The organism is Rugamonas sp. FW305-51 (assembly GCF_058786935.1).
In genome coordinates, this window is sequence record NZ_JBYSZG010000004.1 from 148,803 (window position 1) to 169,770 (window position 20,968).

Here is a 20,968-nt window from a genome sequence, read left to right on the forward strand (position 1 = left end):
GCATTTTTCAAGGAGTGACTATGACACCTACCCTCAAGACCATGATTGCGGCGCTGGCCCTGTGCGGCGCCAGCGCCGGCAGCGCCGTGCTGGCCGCCGCGCCCGCGGCGCCGGCCGCGCCGGCCGCCGCCATCACGCCGGCCAAGCAGGAACTGATCAACAAGATCGTGCTGCTGTGGAAGGTCGACAGCATCGGCCAGTCCATGTTGCAGGCCCCCGTGGCCGACGCCGTGCAGCAGGCGCGCGCCATGCTGCAAGGGCGCGCCGCACCCGACAAGCGCGACGCGGCCATGACCGACATCGTCTCGGAAGCCCGCAAGTTCATGGACGAGGCCACCCCCATCACGCGCGCCAGCGCCGACAAGCTGATCCCCACCACGGTGGCGCCCATCCTGGCCGAGCGCTTCACGGAAGACGAGCTGCGCCAGCTGCTGGCCATCCTCGAGTCGCCCGTCAAGGCCAAGTTCGAGGCCATGGTGCCGGAAATGCAGCGCAAGCTGGGCGAAGGGGTGGCGGCCGACAGCCGCGCCGTGATCGACGCCAAGATGAAGGGTTTGACGGAAAAGATCGGCCTGCGCCTGCGCGCGGCCGTCACGCCCTGAGGCGGTGATGCCGCGCCCCCGCATCCGCTTCACGTCCCTTATGGCCGCTAGGGCCATGTTTTTACAGTGGTGACACACAGGAGGTTCAACTTGTCCACGTACACTGCCCGCGGCGCCCAGCGCGCCCCATCGACCTCGCCGGAGGCCTTGCCATGACTTACTCCTCTGCCCTGCACCTGGTCCGCGGCGTCAAGTCGCGCCTGGCCCAGTCCGGCGTCGAGGCCGACGCCCTGTTCGCCGAAGCCGGCCTGAACGAAGGCGACGGCCTGGCCTGCGACGCTCTCACCCTGTCCGACAAGCTCAGCCACCTGTGGGAATTGCTGGTGGAAAAATCGGGCGACCCCTTGCTGGGCTTGAAGGTATCGACCCCGCACCGGCTCGGCTGGCTGGGCGTGATGGGCCACATCATGCTGGTCTCGCCCACCGTGCAAAGCACGATAGAACGGTGCCACGGCCACACCCGGGTCGGCCTGGTGCTGCCGGGCGCGCGGCGCGAAGTGCCCCAGCAGCGCTACGACTTCGTGTGGTGCGTGCTGCTGCGCACCTTGCGCTGCGCGGCCGGGCGCGACGACGCCACCCCGGTGGCGGTGGAATACGCCTTCCCCCAGCCGGCCCAGGCCCATGCGCGCGCCTATGAGGAGACGTTCGGCTGCCCCGTCAAGTTCGGCATGCCGCACAACGTGATGGAGTTTTCCGACGCCGACCTGGTGATGGCGCTGCCGCCCAACCCGCCGCTGCAGGACGGTGGCGGCCAGCGCGTGCTGGCCAGCCTGGCGCGCGCCGAGCCGCCCACCTTTGCGGCCAAGGTGCAGGGCTTGCTGGCCACGCTGCTGCCCAAGGGGCCGCCCCACCGCGACGACGTGGCGGCCCAGCTGATGATGAGCGAGCGCACGCTGCAGCGCCGGCTGGCCGAGGAAGGCACCAGCTTCACCACGCTGGTGGACGACACCCGGCGCGAACTGGCGCGCCAGTCGCTGAGCGCCGGCGAGCTGTCGCTCAAGATGCTCAGTTTCCAGCTGGGTTTTTCCGAGCCCAGCGCGTTCTACCGGGCCTGCAAGCGCTGGTTCGGCATGGCGCCGTCGGACATCGTGCACCTGGCCCACCAGCCGGGACCGCAGGAGCCGGCCATGTTGCCGCCGCTGCGCCGCTCGGCCTGAGCTGAAACGGGCCGCGGCGCGGCATTTCGATCCACCCTAACCACGACGAAGGGGAGTACGCCATGGGATGGCTGTCTACCAACCACCACAAATCAATGTTCGGTCAGCTGCTCGTCAAGAAGAAGCTGATTACGCAGGAACAGCTGGACCGCGCGATCGAACACCAGCGCAACACGGGCCAGCGCCTCGGTGACATTTTCGCCGAGTGGGACATCATCACCCATGAGCACATCCACGACATCCTGCGCACCCAGCGCAACCTGCGGATGGCGGCGGCCATCGCCACCTCGCTGCTGGCGCCGCTGGAAACGTACGCGGCCGAAGTGCTGCCCACGCTGGCCGTGACCACGCCCGTCACGCTGCGCAAGGAACAGTCGGGCCTGCAGATGCTGACCGAGGACGAGCTGAGCGACACGGCGGCCCAGGGCTTGAGCGAAGACCTGGTGTCGCAGGTCAAGCAATCGGTCAAGAGCAACGGCCTGGAGATCATTGGCGACATGGCCAAGATCGTCAATCCCGTGCTCGGCTTCCTGGAGTCGGACGTGACGATGAAGAACGTGCTGTACGACCCCAGCAAGGCAGCCGCCACCATCAACAAGGACGGCTCGCTGACGTTGAGCCTGCCCACCTCGATCGGCGAAATGAACTTCAACAACATCCGCATCCGCGGCTCGGACGGCCCCAGCTTCGGCAGCATCGCCATCAAGGGCATCGACCTGACGGGCACCGTAATCTCGCTCTCGTTCCACCACTGAGCAAAAAAATGGGGACGTACCCCATTTTTCTTTTGCGTGACCGCCGGGCTTAGCTGTAGGCCTCAAGAAAATGGGGACGTACCCCATTTTCTTGGAAAATGGGGTACGTCCCCATTTTCTTGGCGTTACTTGGCGGCGCGGGCCTTGCCGAAGGCGTCGCCGGCTTGCCAGGCGGGCATCTTGGGCGCGTTGGCCACCAGCCGGCCCAGGTTCAGCGTGAACTGGGCTTGCTGGGTCATGCCCGACAGGTCCCAGCTGGCGTCATACTCGTCCGTCACCTGGTGGTAGCGCTGCTGGTAGGCGTCGACCTTGGCCTTCGAACCTTGCGGATCGCGGATGAACTCGCGGCCCGCGTCGATCGAGAACGCCGGCACGCCGGCCTTGGCGAAGTTAAAGTGGTCGCTGCGGAAGTAGCCGCCGATCAGGTCCGGCGCCGACACGGCGATGTGCATGCCCATGCCCTTGGCGGCGATCACGGCCAGCTTGCCCAGTTCCGTACGCTCGCTGCCTTCGGTGCCGATGTCGCGCGTCTGGCCGACAAAGTTCAGGCTGTCCAGGTTCAGGTTGGCGGCCGTCTTGGCCAGCGGCCACAGGGGCGCGCCGGCATAGGCGGCGCTGCCCAGCAGGCCCTGTTCTTCGGCCGCCACCCACAGGAACATCTGGCTGCGCTTGGCCGGCGCCTGCACGGCCGCCTTGGCCATGGCCAGCAGCGCGGCCGAGCCGGAGGCGTTGTCGACGGCGCCGTTGTAGATGGTGTCGCCGCTGTCGCCTTGCTTGCCCAGGTGGTCCCAGTGGGCGCTGTAGATCACCACTTCATCCTTGAGCTTGGGATCGGTGCCCGGCACCACGCCGGCGATGTTGAACTGCTCGACCTTGCGCACGGCGGCCTTCATTTCGCCGTCCAGCGTGGCGTTCAGGGCCACGGGGTGGAAGTCCTTGCGCTCGGCGGCGGCACGCAGCTGGTCCAGGTCCTGGCCGGCCGCCTTGAACAGGGCGCGCGCGGTGGCATCCGTCATCCAGCCTTGCAGCGCCGTGCCGGTGGCGCCTTCGGCCAGCTGGAAGCGTTCCACGCCGGCCCAGCTGTGCTGCACCACGCTCCAGCCGTAGGTGGCGCTGGCGTCCGTGTGGATCAGCAGCACGCCGGCCGCGCCGCGCCGCTTGGCTTCCTCGAACTTGTAGGTCCAGCGGCCGTAATAGGTCAGGCCCTTGCCGGCGAAGCGGTTGGGTTGCTCGGCCGTCGGCTGCGGGTCGTTGACCATCATCACCAGCAGCTTGCCCGTCACATCCTGGCCCTTGTAGTCGTCCCACCCCTCTTCCGAGGCCGTGGCGCCGTAGCCGACGAACACCAGCGGCGCGTTGAACGCGTGCGTGCCCTGGGCATCGCCCGGCGCCCACACCCAATCGTCGCCGAACTTGATGGCCAGCGGCTGGCCGCCCGCCGTCAGGTGCAGCGAGCTCTGGTCGGGCTGGGCCACTACGCCGGCGATCTTGACGGACTGGCGATAGCTGTTGCCGTTGCCCGGCTTCAGGCCAGCGGCCAGGGCCTGGGTCTCCAGGTAGGCGACGGTGAGATCGGCGCCGCGCTGGCCGGTGCCGCGCCCTTCCAGCACGTCGTTGGAGAGAAAGGCGAGGTGGGCCCGCAGCGGGGCTTCCTGCACCAGCGGCGCGCTTGTGGCGCTGCCGGCATGGGCGGGAAAGGCCAGCGCCAGGCCGAGGGCCATGGCGGTTGCGGCAAAGGTTGGGTACATTTTCTTCATGGGATCCTGTAGGCGTAAAGGGGGATAAGTGCGGTCCGGATAATTGCCGCGCGCACATTGTAAGTCAAGTCGCAACGGTCGCCGTTGCGCAGCGCAGCAAACGGGGCCGGCCGGGCTGGCGCCGCCGCTCAGGCCAGCAGCAAGTGGGCCGCCGTGCGCAGCGCGATGCCGGTGCAGGCGCCCAGCGCGGCGGGCCGCCACACGGCCGCCACCCGCCGCCCCGAGGAAATGAGGATGGCCACGCCGGGCAGGTCGAACGGATTGAGCAGGAAGCCGGCGCTGCGGTTGAGCATGGCCGCGTCGGCCGCGCCGTGCCGCATCATTTCCGCCATCACTCCCATCCACGCCGTGGCCCCGCCCAGGAACTTGGTCACGGCCGGCAGCAGCATGGCCGGGTCCAGCCGCAGCCAGGCCATGGGCGCGGCCAGGGCTCGCGTCAGCAGGTCGATGGCGCCGGCCGAGCGCAACATGGTCACCGCCACCAGCGCCAGGATCAGCATGGGCAGCGCGGCCACGGCGATGCGGAACGATTCGGCCCCGGCCCGGTTGATCACATCCAGCACGCCCTTGGCATCCTCGGCCACGGGATGGGGCACGGACTGGTCCACGCCCACTTCCGTCCCGTTCAGGCGCCGCCCGTAGAGGTAGTAGGTCGAAGCCGACGCGGCCAGCCCGCCGACGAGCGCCCACAGCAAGGTAAAACCGAAATGCAGGCCCATGGCCGTCATGGGGATGGAAATGTTGGCCTGGGCCGCGGCCAGCACCATGGCCAGGGTGGCGGCCAGGTGCCGGTCGGAGGCGCCGCGCTGGTCCATCATGGCCAGCGTGGCGATGGGCGCGGCGAAGCTGACAAAGCTGACCTGCAGCATGGCGAAGATGGACAGCCCCGTCAGGCCCAGCGGACGCAGCAGCGGCGCCAGGCGCGCCACCAGCCAGTCCAGGATGCCTTTCGCTTCGAGCAGGCGCATCAGCGACAGCATCACCACCATCACCGGCAGCAGGATGAAGAAAGCCAGTTCCACGGCCGATTTGCCGGCCCGCAGAATGATGTCGGTGAGCAGTTCCATGGCCGCTATCTTACCCGCTGGCGCGCACGCCCCCGCTTTCCGGTGCGGCCAAACAAGTTTATTATTTCTCAACTTGTAATTCCGGGGCGGCAAGCGCCGCCGTTTTCCACCTGTTCAAGGAGCACCGATGAAACTGGCATGGCTGGCTTTAATACTGATGAGTTTGACTGCGGCGCAGGCACAAACGCCGCCCGCGCAAGAGGCGAACAGTGCGGCGGCCAATCCCGCTGCGGTCCGGGACGCGGCCAACTACCGCAAGGCCAGGCAGGCCGTGGCCGACCTGGAGAAAATCAGCACCCCGTCCGGCATCCAGGAAACCTACAAGACCAGCATCGGCGGCGTGGACCAGTGGCTCAACGTGCGCGGCCAGGACCGCGCCAACCCGCTGGTGCTGTTCGTCCACGGCGGTCCCGCCTCGCCAAACATGCCCACCATCTGGCAATACCAGCGCCCCCTCGAGGAATACTTCACCGTCGTCAACTGGGACCAGCGTGGCGCCGGCAAGACCTACAGCGAGGCGGACCCGCAGACCGTGGCCGATACCATCCACATCCCCCGCTACATCGCCGATGCGGTGGAAGTAGCCGAGTTCCTGCGCAAGAAGTACCACAAGGACAAGATCATCCTGATGGCGCATAGCTGGGGCACCGTGGTGGCCATGGGCGCGGCGCTCAAGCGGCCCGACCTGTTTTCCGCCTACGTGGGGGTGGGCCAGGTGATCAGCGTGCGCGAAAATGAACGGGTCAGCTACGACTACGCGCTGCAGCAGGCCAGGGTGCGCAACAACGCGGAGGCGCTCAAGGACCTGCAGTCGATCGCTCCCTACCCCGGCGACCAGCCCATCACGCGCGAGCGCATCATCCTGGCCCGCAAGTGGCCGCAGTTCTACGGCGGCATGACGGCCTACCGCGCATCGTCGGACTATTATTTCGACGGCCCCCTGCTGTCGCCCGAATACACGGCCGACGATGTGCAGAACATCGACCAGGGCAACCTGCTGACGCTGGGCCGTTTGCTGCCCGAGTTCGTCCAGGTAGACTATTCGCAGGTGCGCAGCTTCCCCATCCCGGTCGTCATGTTCATGGGCCGCCACGACTACACCACGCCGTCCGCGCCCACCGCCCAGTGGCTGGCGCGGCTCAAGGCGCCGTACAAGCAGGGCGTGTGGTTCGAACATTCGGCCCATATGATTCCTTGGGAAGAACCGGGCAAGGTGCTGGTCAGCATGCTGCGCTATGTGCGTCCCTTGGCCGAACCAGGACAGGGCCGGTAAGCCCGGCCATGGCGCGCCCTGCGCTGCAGGCGCTAAAATTGCGGTATGACAGTTTCCGCATCTTCCTACATCGGCCGTTTCGCGCCTTCGCCCACCGGCCCGCTGCATCTCGGTTCGCTGGTGGCCGCCATGGCCAGCTATCTGGATGCGCGCGCCCACGACGGCCAGTGGCTGGTGCGCATCGAAGACGTCGATGGCGACCGCAACGTGGACGGCGCCGACCGCCACATCCTCGCCTCGCTGCAGCGCTGCGGCATGCAATGGGATGGCGAAGTCACATGGCAAAGCCAGCGCACGGCACTGTATGAAGCGGCGCTGCGCCAGCTGGAAGCGGCCGGCGCCGTCTATCCCTGCGGCTGCTCGCGCAAGGAAATCGCCGACTCCCAGCTGAGCCTGACGGGCAAACAGGCCCAGGCCAACATCTACCCCGGCACCTGCCGCCACGGCCTGGCGCCCGGCAAGACGGCGCGCGCGCTGCGGCTCAAGGTGCCCCAATCACCGCACTGCGTGATCGGCTTCCAGGACCGCTGGGCCGGTTACGTGCGCCAGGACCTGACGGACGAAGTGGGCGACTTCGTCATCAAGCGCGCCGACGGCTTCTGGGCCTACCAGCTGGCCGTGGTGGTCGACGATGGCGCCCAGGGCATCACCGACATCGTGCGCGGCGCCGACCTGCTCGACTCCACGCCGCGCCAGATCTACCTGCAACAGCTGCTGGCCCTGCCGCAGCCGCGCTACCTGCACGTGCCCGTCGTGGTCAACGCGCTGGGCGAAAAGCTGTCCAAGCAAACGGGCGCGCAAGCCTTCGATACCGGTGCCGCACCGGAACAGCTGTTGCGTGCAGCCATACTGCCCGCGGCCCGCTTCCTGGGCCTGGACGTGCAGGCCGCCACGCTGGACGATTTCTGGCGCGCCGCCATCTCCGCCTGGCGCCAGCTGCGGCATCAAGCGTGACGCGCGGCGCGCGACCTGCCGTGCCGATTTGCTCTACACTGGACAGCCTCCCCATGTCAGACCAAGCGATGGAAGTCGAACTGAAACTGTTGCTCGATCCGGCCGATAACGCCAGGCTGGTACGCCATCCCCTGCTGGCGGCCCATGCGCGCGCGCGCCAGCGCAAGGCGCGGCTCACGGCCCGCTATTTCGACACGCCCGAGCTGTACCTGTTGCGCCATGGCGCCGGCCTGCGCGTGCGCCAGGCCGACGGACTGTGGACCCAGACCATGAAGGCCGGCGGCAGCGTGCAAGGCGGCCTGCACGCGCGCCTGGAATGGGAAGGCCCGGTGACGGGCGACGCGCCCCAGCTGGGCAAGCTGCGCAAGCTGATGGGCGACGACCGCCACTGGCAGCAGGTGCTGGACGCGCCCGGCCTCGGGCAGCAGCTGCAGTCCCTGTTTTCGGTCGAAGTAGAACGCAGCACCTGGGAGCTGGACTACGACGGCAGCGTCATCGAACTGGTGCTCGACGAAGGCCGCATCAACCGCCTGGGCCGGCACCTGCCCGTCAACGAAATCGAACTGGAACTCAAGTCCGGCCACCCGGCCAGCCTGTTCGCCTTCGCGCTGGCCCTGCTGGAAACCGTGCCGCTACAGGTCAGCAACGTCAACAAGGCCGAACGCGGTTACGCCCTGTGCCTGGACAAGCGCGCCGCCGCCGTCAAGGCCGCGCCGCTGGCATTGCCTTGCGACGCCAGCACCGGCCAGGCGCTGCAGGCTGTGCTGGCCAACTGCCTGCACCACATGCAGGACAACGAGGCGGCCGTGATCGACGGTGCCGACAGCGAAAGCCTGCACCAGCTGCGCGTGGGTGCGCGCCGGCTGCGTTCCGCGCTGCGCCTGTTCGCCGCCTGCGCGCCCTGCCCGGCCGCCTTGCTCGGCGATCTCGCCTGGCTGGGGACGGAGCTGGGCGCCGCGCGCGACTGGGACGTGCTGGCCAAGGTCACGCTGCCGCGCTGCCTTGCCACGCCGGACGGCTTTGACGGCGCGGCGGCCATGACGGCCTTGCGCGACCATGTGTTCAATGAAGCGCGCACCCGCCGCCGTGTCGCCGCCAGCGCCTTGCAATCGCCCCGTTACGCCCACCTGATGCTGGGACTGAATCAATGGCTGCTGCAGCTGCAGCTGGCCGCCGCCACCGCGCCCGCGCGCCACAACCCGCTGGCCCGCCCGGTCGCCGCCTTCGCACGCCGCGCCCTGCAGCGCCTGCACAACAAGCTGCTGCACCGCGCCGACACCGCGCGCAAGGCGAACCGCGCAAAGCATGGCCCGGACCATGCCGCTGCCTCCGCCGGAACCAACGCCGCCGCAGCCGGCAACACGACCACCGCCGCCAACCAGGCGCCGGCCGCAAACGGCACGGGCGCCCGCGCCGTCCACCGCCTGCGCATCGCCGGCAAGCGCTGCCGCTACGGTGTGGAATTTTTCGCGTCGCTGCTGCGCGAACGATCCACGCAACGCTACTTGAAGCAGCTGGCGTCCCTGCAGGATCAACTGGGCAGCAACAACGATCTGGCGGTGGCCGACCAGCTGCTGCTGCAATGCCGGCAGGCGACGCCATCGCATGGCGCGGCCGATGCCGACGCCGCGCTGGCCTTCGTGCGCGGCTACCTCCACGCCTTGCGTGCGCAGGATGCGTCCGCCGTGAGCGCAGCCTGCGCCGCCGTGCGCCGTTTCAGGCTACCCAGGCTTGCCAGGCCGGCCTGAGCGACGCCGGCCCGTCTATTCGACCGGCTCCACGCCGCCCGCGCGCGGCTTGCGCTGCCGGCCCAGCTGCTTGTACAGCCCTTCCAGCTCGCGCCGCACCAGTTCCTGCCCGTGCTCGATCACGTAGTCCTGGAACGCCGCCGCCACCTTCGGTATCGGCTGGTCCGTCAAGTGCATCACATGCCAGTCCGCCTCCACCGGGTGTTCCTGCATCGGCAGGATGGCCAGCAGGCCGGCCTCGAATTCCAGCCCGCACGCGTGCACCGACAGGAAGCCGATGCCCAGCCCGGCCGACACCATGCGCTTGATCGCCTCGTTGCTCGACACTTCGGAACCGAAATTGAGCGGATGGCCCGCCTCGCGGAACAGCCGTTCGATGGCCGTGCGCGTGCCCGAACCGCGTTCGCGCACCAGCAGGTTGGCCGCCATCACGTCGTTCAGGGTGAGCTTCTTTTTCTTCATCAGCTTGTGCGCCGGGCTGGCCACGAAGGCCATCGGGTGGCGGGCGAAGCGCGCCGCGTTGGTGCGCAGCTCGCGCGGCGGCGTGCCCATGATGGCCAGGTCGATCTCGTGGCGCGCCAGCATGTTGACGATCTCGGCCCGGTTGCCCACCTGTAGCTTGAGCCGCACGTCGGGCCGCTCCATGGTGAACGGCACCAGCAGCGGCGGCAGCAAGTGCTCGGCCGTCGTCACGGCGCCGATGCGCAGGGTACCGCTGGTCACGCCGCGCAGCGCCGCCAGCTCGTCGCCGGCCTGCTCCCACAGCCGCAGGATGCGCTCGGCGAACTCCAGCATCACCTCGCCGGCCGCCGTCAGCTGGATGTTGCGCCCCACCTTGCGGGTGAGGGCGATGCCCGTAATGTCCTCAAGTGTGCGGATTTGCAACGAAATGGCGGGCTGCGTCACGTGCAAGGCGTCGGCCGCGCGCGACACGCTCTCGTGGCGCGCCACCAGGACCAGCGCCTCCAGCTGGCGGAAACTGGGATGATGCATAAGCTTTTCCTTATCGATTATCGAAAATCTTTAATTTTTCTTTCGCTAATTCTACCTCTATATTGACACTCATCTAACCTTCTCTTCCAACCGCGACCTCACTAGAAAGTGCGACATGAGCATCGACGTCATCTTCCTCGGCCTGGACGGTGTGCTGTTCGACACCGAAGCCCTGCACCTTGCAGCCTGCAACGCAGCCTTTGCGGAGGCTGAACTGTCCCTGCGCTGGACCCTGCCCGCCCTGCGCGCGGCGGCGGCCAGCCATGGTTACGCCAACGCCATCGCGGCGGCCCTGAGCGGCGAAGTGCTGGCGCGCGACAAGGCCCGCCTGGCGGCGCTGCAGGCGGAAAAGCACCGTCAGTTCCAGCTGGCCGTGGCGGCCAATCCGCCCCAGGCCTCGCCGGCCGCGCTGGCCCTGATCGATGACGCGCTGGCCGCCGGCTGCAAGCTGGCCGTATTGTCGGACCTGCCGGCGCCGGTGACGGCCGCGCTGCTTGAATACTGCTTCGGCGCCGACGTCACCAGCTTGTTCGCGGTGGTGGCCGGCGGCGTCAGCTTCGACGGCCAGGCCGGTCCCGGCCCATTCGGCCACGCGCTGCACGCGATGGGTATCGAGGCGGCGGCCGCGATTGCCATCGACACGGTGGCGCCGGCCCTGCGCGCGGCCGAACAATGCGGCCTGTGGACCGTCTCCGTGGCGCCGTATGGCGCCGACGTGCTGCGCCCGCAGCAGTTCATCACCTTCGACGCGCTGCGCGAACTGCGTACCAGCCCGTTTACCCCCAATCCGCAGGAAGCGGACAGCCTGGCCGCGTAGCGCAGCACACAGCACGTAGCTCACGGCACGGCAGGCAGCAGGCGGCGGGAGCCGCCCTGCACAAGGCTAGCGATGCGGTCACGACCGCAGCCGCAGCCGCGGTCACACCCTTTTTCAACCACACGGGAGACGAAAACATGGAAACCATCGTTATCGTAGGAGGCGGTGCCGGCGGACTGGAACTGGCCACGCGACTGGGCGACACCATGGGCAAGAGCGGCCGCGCACGCGTGCTGCTGATCGACCGCGCACCCGGTCACTTCTGGAAACCCCTTCTGCACACGGTCGCTTCCGGCAAATGCGACCCGCAGGTGACCCAGGTGGAATTCGCGGCCCAGGCGGCCGCCCATGGCTTCGACTTCGTACAAGGCGAAGTGCTGGCCGTGCACCGCGCCAGCCGCAGCATCGAGCTGGCGCCGCGCTGCACCGACGGGCTGGAAGTACAGCCGCGGCGCCGCCTGCCGTACGACACGCTGGTGCTGGCGCTGGGCTCGGTCACCAATTTCTTCGGCGTGCCCGGCGCGGCCGAACACGTGCTGACGCTGGAAAACGTCAATCAGGCCGAGGCGTTCCGCAAGCGCTTCGTGGCCGCCTGCATCCAGGCCGGCGAACGCAAGGCCCGCGGCGACCGGGTGCAGGGCCAGGTCCACGTGGTGATCGTGGGCGGCGGCGCCACCGGCGTCGAACTGGCGGCCGAATTGAGCCACAGCGCGCGCGCCCTGGCCCAGTACAAGGTGCATGCGCTGGACCCGCTGCAGGACGTGCGCATCAGCATCATCGAACGGGGCAAATATTTGCTGCCGCATCTGCATCCGCAGCAGTCGGAGCGGGCCGCGCGCCACCTGGTCTCGCTCGGCATCGAGGTGCTGACGGAAACGGCCGTCGCCAGCGTCGCGCCCCACGCCGTGCATGACGCGGCCGGCCACGCCCACCGCGCCGACCTGACCCTGTGGGCGGCCGGCGTGGAAGGCCCGGCCCTGTGCGCCACGCTGGGCCTGCCGGTCAACCGTATCAACCAGATCGTGGTCGATGCCACGCTGCGCGCGCCGGGCGACGAAGCCATCTACGCGCTGGGCGACTGCGCCAGCTACACCTGCCCCGTCAAGGGCGTGGTGCCGCCGCGGGCCCAGGTGGCGCACCAGCAGGCCATGTTTCTGGCCGACCTGCTGGCCCGGCGCGGCGCCCAAGGCGGTCCCGACTTCCGCTACCGCGACTACGGTTCGCTGGTGTCGCTCGGGCCGCTGGCCGCCGTGGGCGTGCTGTCGGGCGCCGTGACGGGTCAGCGCATCCAGGTCAGCGGCGCCGTGGCCCGCCTGCTGTACCGCCTGATGTACCAGAAGCACCTGCTGGCCCTGCACGGCATGGCGCGCATGGCCGTCCACACGCTGGTGGACTGGCTGCGCGCCAAGCTGGTCCCGCCCGTCAAGCTGTACTGACGGTTCACGGCCGGCGAGGCGGCGGCGCGCTTATTCCCGCGCGTCGTCCGCCTTGCGCAGGCAGGCGATCAGCACCAGGTTGACGACGATGCTGGCGCCCAGCCCAAAGATGCCTACGATTGCCAGTAATTCGCTCATGGCGCTCACCTGTCTCGCTCTTTCCGGAAAGGGGCCGCCGCCAACGGGCAGCCTGTGACGTTACTGTAGCCGAATTTGCAATTTTCTGCCGAAGGCGGGACAATCTGCCCACCACACCATCCACCCCGGAGCACCGCATGAGTTTGAGCGAACACCTGATCCTGCTGGCCGACTACAACGCTGCCATGAACCAACGCATGTACGAGGCGGCGGCCCAGCTGCCGGTGGAGGAACTGCTGGCCGACCGGCGCGCCTTTTTCGGCTCCATCCTCGGCACCCTGAACCACCTGGTGGTGGGCGACACCATCTGGCTGCAGCGCTTTGCCCGCCATCCGGCCGTTTACGCGTCGCTGGCGCCGTTGCGCGCCATGCCGGCGCCCACGGCCCTGACCCAGATGCAGTTCTATGAGCTGGATCACTGGCATCCGCACCGCATCGAACTCGACACCATCATCCAGGCCTGGGTGCGTGAAGTGCGCGAGGACGACCTGGCCCACGTGCTCGAATACACCAACACCAAGGGCGTGGTGGCGCGCAAGCGCATGGCCAGCCTGGTGCTGCACTTCTTCAACCACCAGACCCACCACCGCGGCCAGACCACCACCATGCTGTCCCAGGCCGGCGTCGAATTCGGCATCACCGACCTGCTGGCCAGCATCCCCAACGAATAGGCGCCACGTACGCGCCGCCCACGCGCCGCGCGCTGCCGGCGCGGCCAACGGAGTATGATGGGAACCCGTCCGTCCACCGGGCCGCCGCCCCGCCACGCCATGCAGATCGCCATCTACAGCGCCCAGCCCTACGACCGCCGCTTCCTCGACGAGGCGCTGGCCCAGCACGAAGCGCACACCAGCGTCACGCTGCGCTATTTCGACGCCACTCTCGATGCGAACACGGTGCCGCTGGCCCACGGCTGCCAGGCCGTGTGCGTGTTCGTCAACGACATCCTCGACGCGCCCGTGCTGGAGGCGCTGCACGCGCTGGGCGTGCGGGCCGTGCTGCTGCGCTGCGCCGGCTTCAACAACCTCGACGTGCAGGCCGCCGCGCGGCTGGGCATGTTCGCCGCCCGCGTGCCGGCCTACGCGCCCGAGGCGGTGGCCGAACACACGCTGGCCCTGGTGCAGACCCTCAACCGCCACACCCACCGCGCCTACAACCGCGTACGGGAAGGCAATTTCGCGCTCGACGGCCTGCTGGGCATGACCCTGCACGGCAAGACGGTGGGCATCGTCGGCCTGGGCCAGATCGGCCTGGCCACGGCCCGCATCTTCCACGGCCTGGGCTGCCGCGTGCTGGGCAGCGACCCGGCGCCCGATCCCCACTTCGCCAGCCTGGGCAAGCTGGTGGCGCTGCCGGCCCTGCTGGCCGCGTCCGACATCGTCACCCTGCACTGCCCCCTGCTCGAGGGCACCCGCCACATGATCAACCAGGCCAGCCTGGCGCGCATGAAGCCGGGCGCCATGCTGGTCAACACCTCGCGCGGGGGCCTGATCGAGACGGCGGCCGTGATCGAGGCCCTCAAGTCGCGCCACCTGGGCGCGCTGGCGATCGACGTCTACGAGCAGGAGAGCGCCCTGTTCTTCCGCGACCGCTCGGGCGACATCCTCGACGACGACGTGTTCCAGCTGCTGCTGAGCTTCCCCAACGTGCTGGTGACGGGCCACCAGGGCTTCTTCACGGTCGAGGCCATGCGCGACATCGCCGCCACCACCTGGCACAACCTGGCGTGCTACCTGCAAGGGGAGCCGTGCGCCAACCGCATCAGCTGTTGAGGGGCAGGGTCAGCACGAAGCGCGTGCCCTGGCCCATCGTGCTGTCGACTTCGATCCGGCCCCGCAGCAGGCCATACACGATGTTGTAGACGATGTTGAGCCCCAGCCCGGAGCCGCCCTTGCCCAGCTTGGTGGTGAAAAAGGGATCGTAGATGCGCCCCATGTGCTCGGGCGCGATGCCGCCGCCGTTGTCGCGCACCGTCACCTCGACCGCGTCGGGCGCCAGCGGGCGGGCGCTGACGACGATCTCGCCATCCTTGCGCCCGTCGAAGGCGTGGGTCAGGGCGTTGTTGATCAGGTTGATGAGCACCTGGCCGAACGGGCCCGGGTAGCTGTTCATGGCGATCCCCGGCGGGATCTCCTGGCGCACCTTGATGCCGGACTTTTTAAACGTGGGCACCAGCACCAGCAGGATCTCGGCCGTCAGCTCGTCGAGCTGGAACTGGCGGCACTGGGACGTGGTGCGGTCCACCGCCACCTGCTTGAAGCTCGACACCAGGTCCACCGCCCGGTGCAGGTTGCGCAGCACGATCTCGCCGCCGCCGTTGACGTCGTCGATGAAGCTTTGCAGGGTGGAGCGCTTGATGCCCTCGGCCACCCGCTTGGCGAAGTGGCGGGTCTGGTCGATCAGGGTGCTGACGGCCAGCAGGCTGTTGCCGATCGGGGTATTGAGCTCGTGCGCCACGCCGGCCACCAGCGCCCCCAGCGCGGCCAGCTTCTCGCTGCGCACCAGTTCATCCTGGGCCCGCTGCAGCGTGGCCAGCGATTCGGCCAGCTCGCGGTTGGCCTCCTGCATCTGGGCCGTGCGCAGCTGCACCAGCTCCTCCAGGCGGTCGCGGTACTGCATCAGTTCCAGCTCGCCCTTCTTGCGTTCGCTGATATCGGTCGATATCCCGCCCACGGCCCAGACCTTGCCGTCCGCATCGAACAGGGGGAATTTTTCCGAAATATAGGTATGCGGCGTGCCGGCGCCATCCGGCACATCCTCCTCGTAGGTGTAGGACAGGCCCGATGCGAGCACGTTGTGGTCGGCGTCGCGTATCACCCGCACCACGTCCGGCGCGAACAGGTCGCCGTCGACCTGGCCCACGGGGTCGCGCGCGCCGGCCGGCAGGATGTCGCGAAAGCGCTGGTTGACCATCAGGTAGCGCCCGTCCCGGTCCTTGATGTAGATGACGGCCGAGGACTTCTCGACGATGTTGTTGAGCAGCGACTGGCTCACCCGCAGTGCATGCTCGCGGGCCGAGATGGTGGCCAGCATGGTGTTGAACGCCTCGGCCAGCCGGCCCATCTCGTCGTGCGCCTGGACTTGGGCCCGCAAGTCGTAGCGCTGCTCGCGCGTGACGCGGTCGGCCACGCGCGACAGGGCCAGCACGGGCTGGGTCACCAGCCGGCGCAGGGTGAGCGCGTACAGCACCCCGCCCACCACCAGCGTCATCAGCACCACGGCCAGCACCAGGCCGTACTGGCGCAGCCGCTCGGCCAGCGGCGGCAAGGCATATTCCACCTGCAGGTAGCCCACCACTTCGTGCTCGAAACGCACCGGCGCCAGCATGGTGAGCAGGTCGCCGTGGAAGTGGTGGCCGCCGGCCACCACGTCGCCCGGCCAGTCGCACAAGGGGGTGCCGGCCCGGGCATAGCGGGCGAAGGCGCGCTGGCGGGCGTCGAACAGGCAGGCGCTGTCGATGTCGCGCGTGCCGCGCAGGGCGCCCAGGGTGCGCTCGGCGGCCGCCCGGTCGCCAAAGTTCAGGTCCACGTCCAGGTTGAGCGACACCAGGTCCATGCGGCTGGCCAGGTCCTGCACCAAGCGCGGACGCACCACCAGCAGGTCGTAGCTCACCAGCGCCAGCAGCGCCACCAGCATGGCCACCAGCGTCGTCAGCACCGACATCAGCAGCAGCTTGCGCGGCAAGGCCAGGTCGCGCAGCGCGGCGCGCCACGCCGTCATTTGGGCGCTCCGCCCAGCACCCGCTCGGCCAGCGCCAGCACGCGCGGATTGAGGCTCATGCCCGAGCGCTTGGCGGCGGCCAGGTTGACTTCGAAGCGGATGCTGCCATCGACCAGCATCAGGTTGATCATGCCGCCGTCGGCCAGGAAGGAGGTGGAGTCGCCAATGGTGAGGATGGCCTGGTCGCGCAGCCGCGCCAGCAGCGCGCCCTGGCGGGCCCGCTCCGAGGCGCCGATGTAGAGCGCGTGGCAGCCGTCGCCTTCCTCGTTGCGGGTGATGGTGCGCAGCTCGAGCGGGTGGCTGCCGGCGGCCCGGCTTTGCAGCTGGCGCGCGATGTCGCCGGCGCCCTGGCCGATCACGCACACCACCAGCGGCGCCCGCGGGTCGGCCAGGGCGGCGGCCGGCCAGCTGGCGTAGCGGGCGAAATTGAGGATGTAGGCGGCCTTGACCTGCTGTTCCGGCAAGGGCGCGTCGTCGGCCGCGAGCGCGCACGGCAGCAGCGACAGCAGGCAGCCGCCCCAGCCGCACCAGCGCCACCACCGGCCACCTCGTCTCATCTCCCCGCCCCCTATGCGCCATCCGGGCCCCCGGCCCGGCGCCAGATTGCTGTATGCCAAGTCGATTCTATCCCAATGGCCGGCCTGCGCACGCTATTTTTTGGCCGGCCGTTGACGCGGCAACGGCGCCCCGGCGGCGGCGCCGGCCGTTGCGTATTGTTCACACTTGCAGGGCCCGATGTAACACTTGATGTGCCACATTTGCCCCCTTGCCGGGGCGGACCGCCGGGTAGATGCGCCGCTCGGCCGGCGCCGTGCGCCGCGGCGCTTGTGGCGCCACCGGAAATCGGGAATACTGGACGCGAGGGGTCACCCCTGCCCGCCGGCGCGGGTCCTGCCGCCGACCATTTAGGGGGAACCGTCTTGGCCACACGCCGCCCGTTCTGCCTGGCCCGCCTGGCCCACCCGGCCGGCCCCTCCGACCCGGCCGATCCTTGCTGTCCGCCCTGCCCGTCATGCGTGCGCGCGCCGCGCCCGGCCATCGGGCTGGCCATGCTGTGCCTGGCGTGGACCGCGGGCGCGGCCCACGCCGCCAGCCAGGAAGACACCGTGTTCGAACTGAGCCTGGACCAGCTGCGCAGCGTCAAGGTGCAGACCGCCACCAAGACCGCCACCCCGCTCTACGCCGCGCCCGCCGTCGTCACCCTGCTCACGGCCGACGACCTGGCCCGCTACGGCTACCAGAGCGTGGCCGAAGCCCTGTCCCACGTGGCCGGCCTGGTCGAGAGCGACGATGGCCTGAACCACAACTTCGGCGTGCGCGGCATCAACGCCGGGGCCCAGGCGGCCAGCCGCGGCATCAAGATCCTGCTGGACGGCCAGCCTATTGCCTTCCGCAGCACCCAGCAGCAGCTGATCGGCCTGGAATTTATCCCCATCAGCATGATCGAGCGCATCGAGATCGTGCGCGGCCCCGTCTCCGTGCTGTACGGCGCCGACGCCCTGCTGGGCGCCGTCAACGTCATCACCCGCCGCAGCGGCACCGAGCAGCGCCTGGGACTGAGCCACGAATGGGACAAGGATGGGCGCAACGTCACCGTCGCCAGCGGCAGCGGCAACGTGCAACAGGGGCCGTGGTGGGGCGCCTGGGGCGTGCAGGGCGCGCAGCTGGACCGGGGCGGCCAGGCCTTGCCCCGCATCTCGCCCGACTACCGGCGCTACGCGGCCGTGGCCACCAGCCCGGACGACGACAGCGCGCCCCGCACGCTGTACCTGCGCGGCGGCTGGCAGGGCGAGCGCGACGAGCTGGGCGCCAGTGTGTACTGGCAGCGCCAGGACAGCGACAATGTCTACGCCAGCCTCAATCCGCTGCTGCGCCCACCCAGCCACGTCGAACTGCAGCAGGGCTACGCGCGCCTCAACTACACGGGCCGGCTCGACGAGCGCAACACCGTGCGCGCCAGCGTCAGCTACGGCCAGGGCCAGCCGGGCGGCGCCGACCGCGTGCGCACCGGCGCCAGCGACTACTATCTGCTGCGCGACATGGGCTACCACGCCGTGGACGGCAGCGCCGAGTGGCTGTGGCAGCCCAGCGACAGCACCAGTCTGCTGCTGGGCGCGGACGTGCTGCACGACCGCGAGACACTGGTGTCGTTCCAGCGCTACCGCATCGCCGACGCCAGCCTGTTCCAGCTGAGCGAACCGGGCCAGCGCACGCTGCGCAACACAGGCCTCTACCTGCAATGGCAGTTCCCCCTGTTCGCGTCGTGGCAGGCCATCGCCGGCGCCCGAGCCGACCACCATTCCGTGTACGGCACCCAGACCTCGCTGCGGGCCGGCGCGGTGGGCAGCGTGGCCGACTGGGGCGTCAAGCTGCTGGGCGGCACGGCATTCCAGGCGCCGTCGGCCGAACTGCTGTACCGCAGCCCTGTGCAGCCGGGTGACCTCAACGGCAATCCGGAGCTGGCGCCGCAAAAGGCGCGCACCGTGGAAGCCCAGCTCAGCACCCCGGCCGCGCCGCACTGGAACGGCACGCTGACGGCCTACCACACCCAGGTGCGCGAGCTGGTCACGCTGGAACAGGCTTTCTTCAATGTGGTGGCCCGCAACAGCAGCGACAGCACCGTCAACGGCGTGGAGCTGGAGCTGCGCTACCAGCGCGACAACGTCAACGGCTACGCCAACGTCAGCCGCGCCAACACCCGGCGCAGCCTGAACCGCTACACGCTGGCGCCGCTGGCCCAGCGCCCCGGCGGCGAACTGTTCCCCGCCAACAGCGCCAACTTCGGCGCCAGCGTGGGCTTGCTGGACCAGCGCCTGCTCGTCAGCCTGGACAACCGCTACGTGGGCGCGCGCCCGGCCGCCACCGCCAACGTGCTGCTGGCCAACCAGGACTACCAGCTGGCCGGCTACGTGGACAGCACGCTGACGGCGCGCTGGACCATCGACCGCCGTTCCCAGCTGCGGCTGCAGCTGCGCGACCTGTGGAACAGCCGCTACGTCGATCCCGGCGTGGGCGGCATCGACTACCCGTCCGCCGGGCGGCGCTTCGGAGTGCAATATGAATACCGCTACTAGCCCCGGCGCCGCAGCCGGCGCCGTCACCGCCGTGCCGTCCGCCGGGCCATCCGCTCATCCGTCCACCCGGCCGGCCGCCGCCTCGCCCGCCCGCCGCCACGCCTGCCTGTCGCTGCTGGCCATGCTGGGCCTGGCCGCCTGCGGCGGCGGTGGCACGGGCGACGCCACCACGGCGCTGCCGGCCAAGCCCATCCTGGGCATGGTCGATCCGGCCGCCATCAACATCGGCTCCGTCGGCTGGCGCACCTCGACCCGCGACGCCTTCCTGCTGGCGGCCAAACAGATCAACGACGCCGGCGGCGTACTGGGCAAGCGCCTGAACGCCATCGCCCTGGTGGCGCGCGACAACGCCGAAGCGCAGGACATGGGCCAGCAGCTGCTCGACGCCGGCGTGACCATCCTCAACGTCTCCACTTCGACCCGCGTGCTCAACCTGCTGCCGCAGGCCAAACTCAAGGGCGTGCCCATCCTGACGGAGTCGAGTTCCTCACCCACCCTGACCACCATCGCCGACGACGACCTGATCTTCCGCATCGGCGTGTCCGACGTGGACGCCACACCCGTGCTGGCCCGGCTGGCCTACGACGCCGGCAAGCGCCGCGCCGTGGTGCTGGTGAACGCGGGCGACGCCTTCGGCGCCGGCCTGGCCAGCCTGTTTACGCCCGCCTTCCAGGCCCTGGGCGGCCAGGTGGTGCGCACGGTGTCCATCCCGTTCGGCCAGAAGAACGGCTTCGACAGCTACCTCAAGCAGGTGTACGACGCCCAGCCGGACGTGGTCCTGAACGGCATCCTGGCGGCCGACATTTCCGCCAATGTGCTCAACGAAGCGCTGCCCTACCAGAACCCGGCCCTGTGGCTGCTGCCCGGCACGGCGGCCGGCAACCAGACCTTCCTCGACAACCTGGCCGACCCGGCCAAGATCGTGGGCGGCGCCATCGGCGCGGCCGCCACCATCGGCGCCTACGGCAATCCGTCCTACCAGAGTTTCCGCAGCCGCTACCTGGCCCAGTACGGCGCCGAGCCGCAGGACTTCACCGCCCCCATCTACGACATCGTGATGGTGATGGCGCTGGCCATCGAGCGGGCCGGCCTGGTCAACCACAGCGCCAGCCCCACCGGCGCCATGGTGCGCGCCGCCCTGCGCGACGTGATGAACGGCCCCGGCCAGACAGTGCGCCCGGAAGCCATCGGCCCCGCCCTGGCCCTGGTGCGCCAGGGCCAGGACGTCAACTACAGCGGCGCCTACGCCGACGTGGACTGGGACAGCCATGGCGACATGGTGGGCCAGGTGCCGTTCACCGTGTTCCGGCTCGATACGGCCGCCGGCACCTGGGACGCCTCGCAACAGCTGACCGTCACCATCCCCCGCTGAACCCCGTTGCGTCCCGCTGAGCTGCCCGCCGTTGTATAGACAGTATCGGCATCGCGCGGTTGTGCCCCTCTGGGCAGACCGATATACTGTTTCGCAACCTTCTGC

17 protein-coding genes are annotated in these 20,968 nt (G+C 69.0%); 12 read left to right on the forward strand and 5 right to left on the reverse strand.

Annotated features, from left to right (window positions below; genetic code table 11):
- Positions 1 to 20 precede the first annotated feature (20 nt).
- From AC3WOS_RS04640 to AC3WOS_RS04650, 3 genes are all read left to right on the forward strand, one after another.
- A complete protein-coding gene (locus tag AC3WOS_RS04640; protein WP_492714673.1) occupies positions 21 to 602 on the forward strand; it encodes a DUF2059 domain-containing protein in 582 nt (193 codons plus the stop codon).
- A 152-nt stretch (positions 603 to 754) separates the two neighbouring features.
- The gene (locus AC3WOS_RS04645; protein ID WP_492714674.1) at positions 755 to 1,759 is read left to right on the forward strand and encodes an AraC family transcriptional regulator; all 1,005 of its coding nucleotides are present in this window, start codon (positions 755 to 757) and stop codon (positions 1,757 to 1,759) included.
- A 62-nt stretch (positions 1,760 to 1,821) separates the two neighbouring features.
- The gene (locus AC3WOS_RS04650) at positions 1,822 to 2,514 is read left to right on the forward strand and encodes a cyclic di-GMP-binding domain-containing protein, MshE-related (RefSeq protein ID WP_492714675.1); all 693 of its coding nucleotides are present in this window, start codon (positions 1,822 to 1,824) and stop codon (positions 2,512 to 2,514) included.
- Positions 2,515 to 2,639: 125 nt separating this feature from the next.
- On the opposite strand, the gene AC3WOS_RS04655 is transcribed toward AC3WOS_RS04650, so the two are convergent.
- Both AC3WOS_RS04655 and AC3WOS_RS04660 read right to left on the reverse strand, forming a co-directional pair.
- Positions 2,640 to 4,271, reverse strand: coding sequence for a M28 family peptidase (locus AC3WOS_RS04655; RefSeq protein ID WP_492714676.1), 1,632 nt, complete (start codon positions 4,269 to 4,271; stop codon positions 2,640 to 2,642).
- A gap of 128 nt (positions 4,272 to 4,399) precedes the next feature.
- Positions 4,400 to 5,338: a nucleoside recognition family protein gene (locus AC3WOS_RS04660; protein WP_492714677.1), complete on the reverse strand. Its 939-nt coding sequence runs from the start codon at positions 5,336 to 5,338 to the stop codon at positions 4,400 to 4,402.
- A gap of 127 nt (positions 5,339 to 5,465) precedes the next feature.
- On the opposite strand from AC3WOS_RS04660, the gene AC3WOS_RS04665 reads away from it, so the two are divergent.
- Genes AC3WOS_RS04665 through AC3WOS_RS04675 form a run of 3 tightly spaced genes read left to right on the forward strand, consistent with a single transcriptional unit; the run spans position 5,466 to position 9,313 of the window.
- Positions 5,466 to 6,611 (forward strand): alpha/beta fold hydrolase, encoded by a 1,146-nt coding sequence (locus AC3WOS_RS04665; RefSeq protein WP_492714678.1) that lies wholly within the window; start codon positions 5,466 to 5,468, stop codon positions 6,609 to 6,611.
- Between the two features lie 45 nt (positions 6,612 to 6,656).
- The gene (gene gluQRS, locus AC3WOS_RS04670) at positions 6,657 to 7,565 is read left to right on the forward strand and encodes a tRNA glutamyl-Q(34) synthetase GluQRS (protein WP_492714679.1); all 909 of its coding nucleotides are present in this window, start codon (positions 6,657 to 6,659) and stop codon (positions 7,563 to 7,565) included.
- A 53-nt stretch (positions 7,566 to 7,618) separates the two neighbouring features.
- Positions 7,619 to 9,313, forward strand: a complete 1,695-nt coding sequence (locus tag AC3WOS_RS04675) for a CYTH and CHAD domain-containing protein (protein WP_492714680.1) — start codon at positions 7,619 to 7,621, stop codon at positions 9,311 to 9,313.
- 15 nt (positions 9,314 to 9,328) lie between these two features.
- On the opposite strand, the gene AC3WOS_RS04680 is transcribed toward AC3WOS_RS04675, so the two are convergent.
- Positions 9,329 to 10,306 carry a LysR substrate-binding domain-containing protein gene (locus tag AC3WOS_RS04680; protein WP_492714681.1) on the reverse strand — a complete coding sequence of 326 codons (978 nt, stop codon included), beginning with the start codon at positions 10,304 to 10,306 and terminating at the stop codon, positions 9,329 to 9,331.
- A 115-nt stretch (positions 10,307 to 10,421) separates the two neighbouring features.
- Between AC3WOS_RS04680 and AC3WOS_RS04685 the strand changes: the two genes are divergently transcribed.
- The 4 genes from AC3WOS_RS04685 (at position 10,422) to AC3WOS_RS04700 (ending at position 14,469) form a co-directional block, all read left to right on the forward strand.
- On the forward strand, positions 10,422 to 11,123 hold the full coding sequence (locus AC3WOS_RS04685; protein ID WP_492714682.1) for an HAD family hydrolase: 702 nt from the start codon (positions 10,422 to 10,424) through the stop codon (positions 11,121 to 11,123).
- A 137-nt stretch (positions 11,124 to 11,260) separates the two neighbouring features.
- Positions 11,261 to 12,559, forward strand: coding sequence for an NAD(P)/FAD-dependent oxidoreductase (locus AC3WOS_RS04690; RefSeq protein WP_492714683.1), 1,299 nt, complete (start codon positions 11,261 to 11,263; stop codon positions 12,557 to 12,559).
- 275 nt (positions 12,560 to 12,834) lie between these two features.
- Entirely contained in the window at positions 12,835 to 13,368 is a 534-nt protein-coding gene (locus tag AC3WOS_RS04695; RefSeq protein WP_492714684.1) for a DinB family protein, read from the forward strand.
- Between the two features lie 99 nt (positions 13,369 to 13,467).
- Complete coding sequence (locus tag AC3WOS_RS04700) at positions 13,468 to 14,469, forward strand: 2-hydroxyacid dehydrogenase (protein WP_492714754.1); 1,002 nt, start codon at positions 13,468 to 13,470, stop codon at positions 14,467 to 14,469.
- Here the strand turns inward: AC3WOS_RS04700 and AC3WOS_RS04705 are convergent.
- Complete coding sequence (locus AC3WOS_RS04705; protein ID WP_492714685.1) at positions 14,459 to 16,417, reverse strand: ATP-binding protein; 1,959 nt, start codon at positions 16,415 to 16,417, stop codon at positions 14,459 to 14,461. The two genes, AC3WOS_RS04700 and AC3WOS_RS04705, sit on opposite strands and share 11 nt — an antisense overlap.
- Positions 16,414 to 16,974: a TOL_0243 family YfiR-like periplasmic protein gene (locus AC3WOS_RS04710; protein ID WP_492714686.1), complete on the reverse strand. Its 561-nt coding sequence runs from the start codon at positions 16,972 to 16,974 to the stop codon at positions 16,414 to 16,416. The genes AC3WOS_RS04705 and AC3WOS_RS04710 overlap by 4 nt, the downstream gene beginning before the upstream one ends.
- Before the next feature lie 363 nt (positions 16,975 to 17,337).
- On the opposite strand from AC3WOS_RS04710, the gene AC3WOS_RS04715 reads away from it, so the two are divergent.
- Both AC3WOS_RS04715 and AC3WOS_RS04720 read left to right on the forward strand, forming a co-directional pair.
- Positions 17,338 to 19,491, forward strand: coding sequence for a TonB-dependent receptor plug domain-containing protein (locus AC3WOS_RS04715; protein ID WP_492714687.1), 2,154 nt, complete (start codon positions 17,338 to 17,340; stop codon positions 19,489 to 19,491).
- Complete coding sequence (locus AC3WOS_RS04720) at positions 19,475 to 20,863, forward strand: ABC transporter substrate-binding protein (RefSeq protein WP_492714688.1); 1,389 nt, start codon at positions 19,475 to 19,477, stop codon at positions 20,861 to 20,863. The genes AC3WOS_RS04715 and AC3WOS_RS04720 overlap by 17 nt, the downstream gene beginning before the upstream one ends.
- Positions 20,864 to 20,968: the final 105 nt, after the last annotated feature.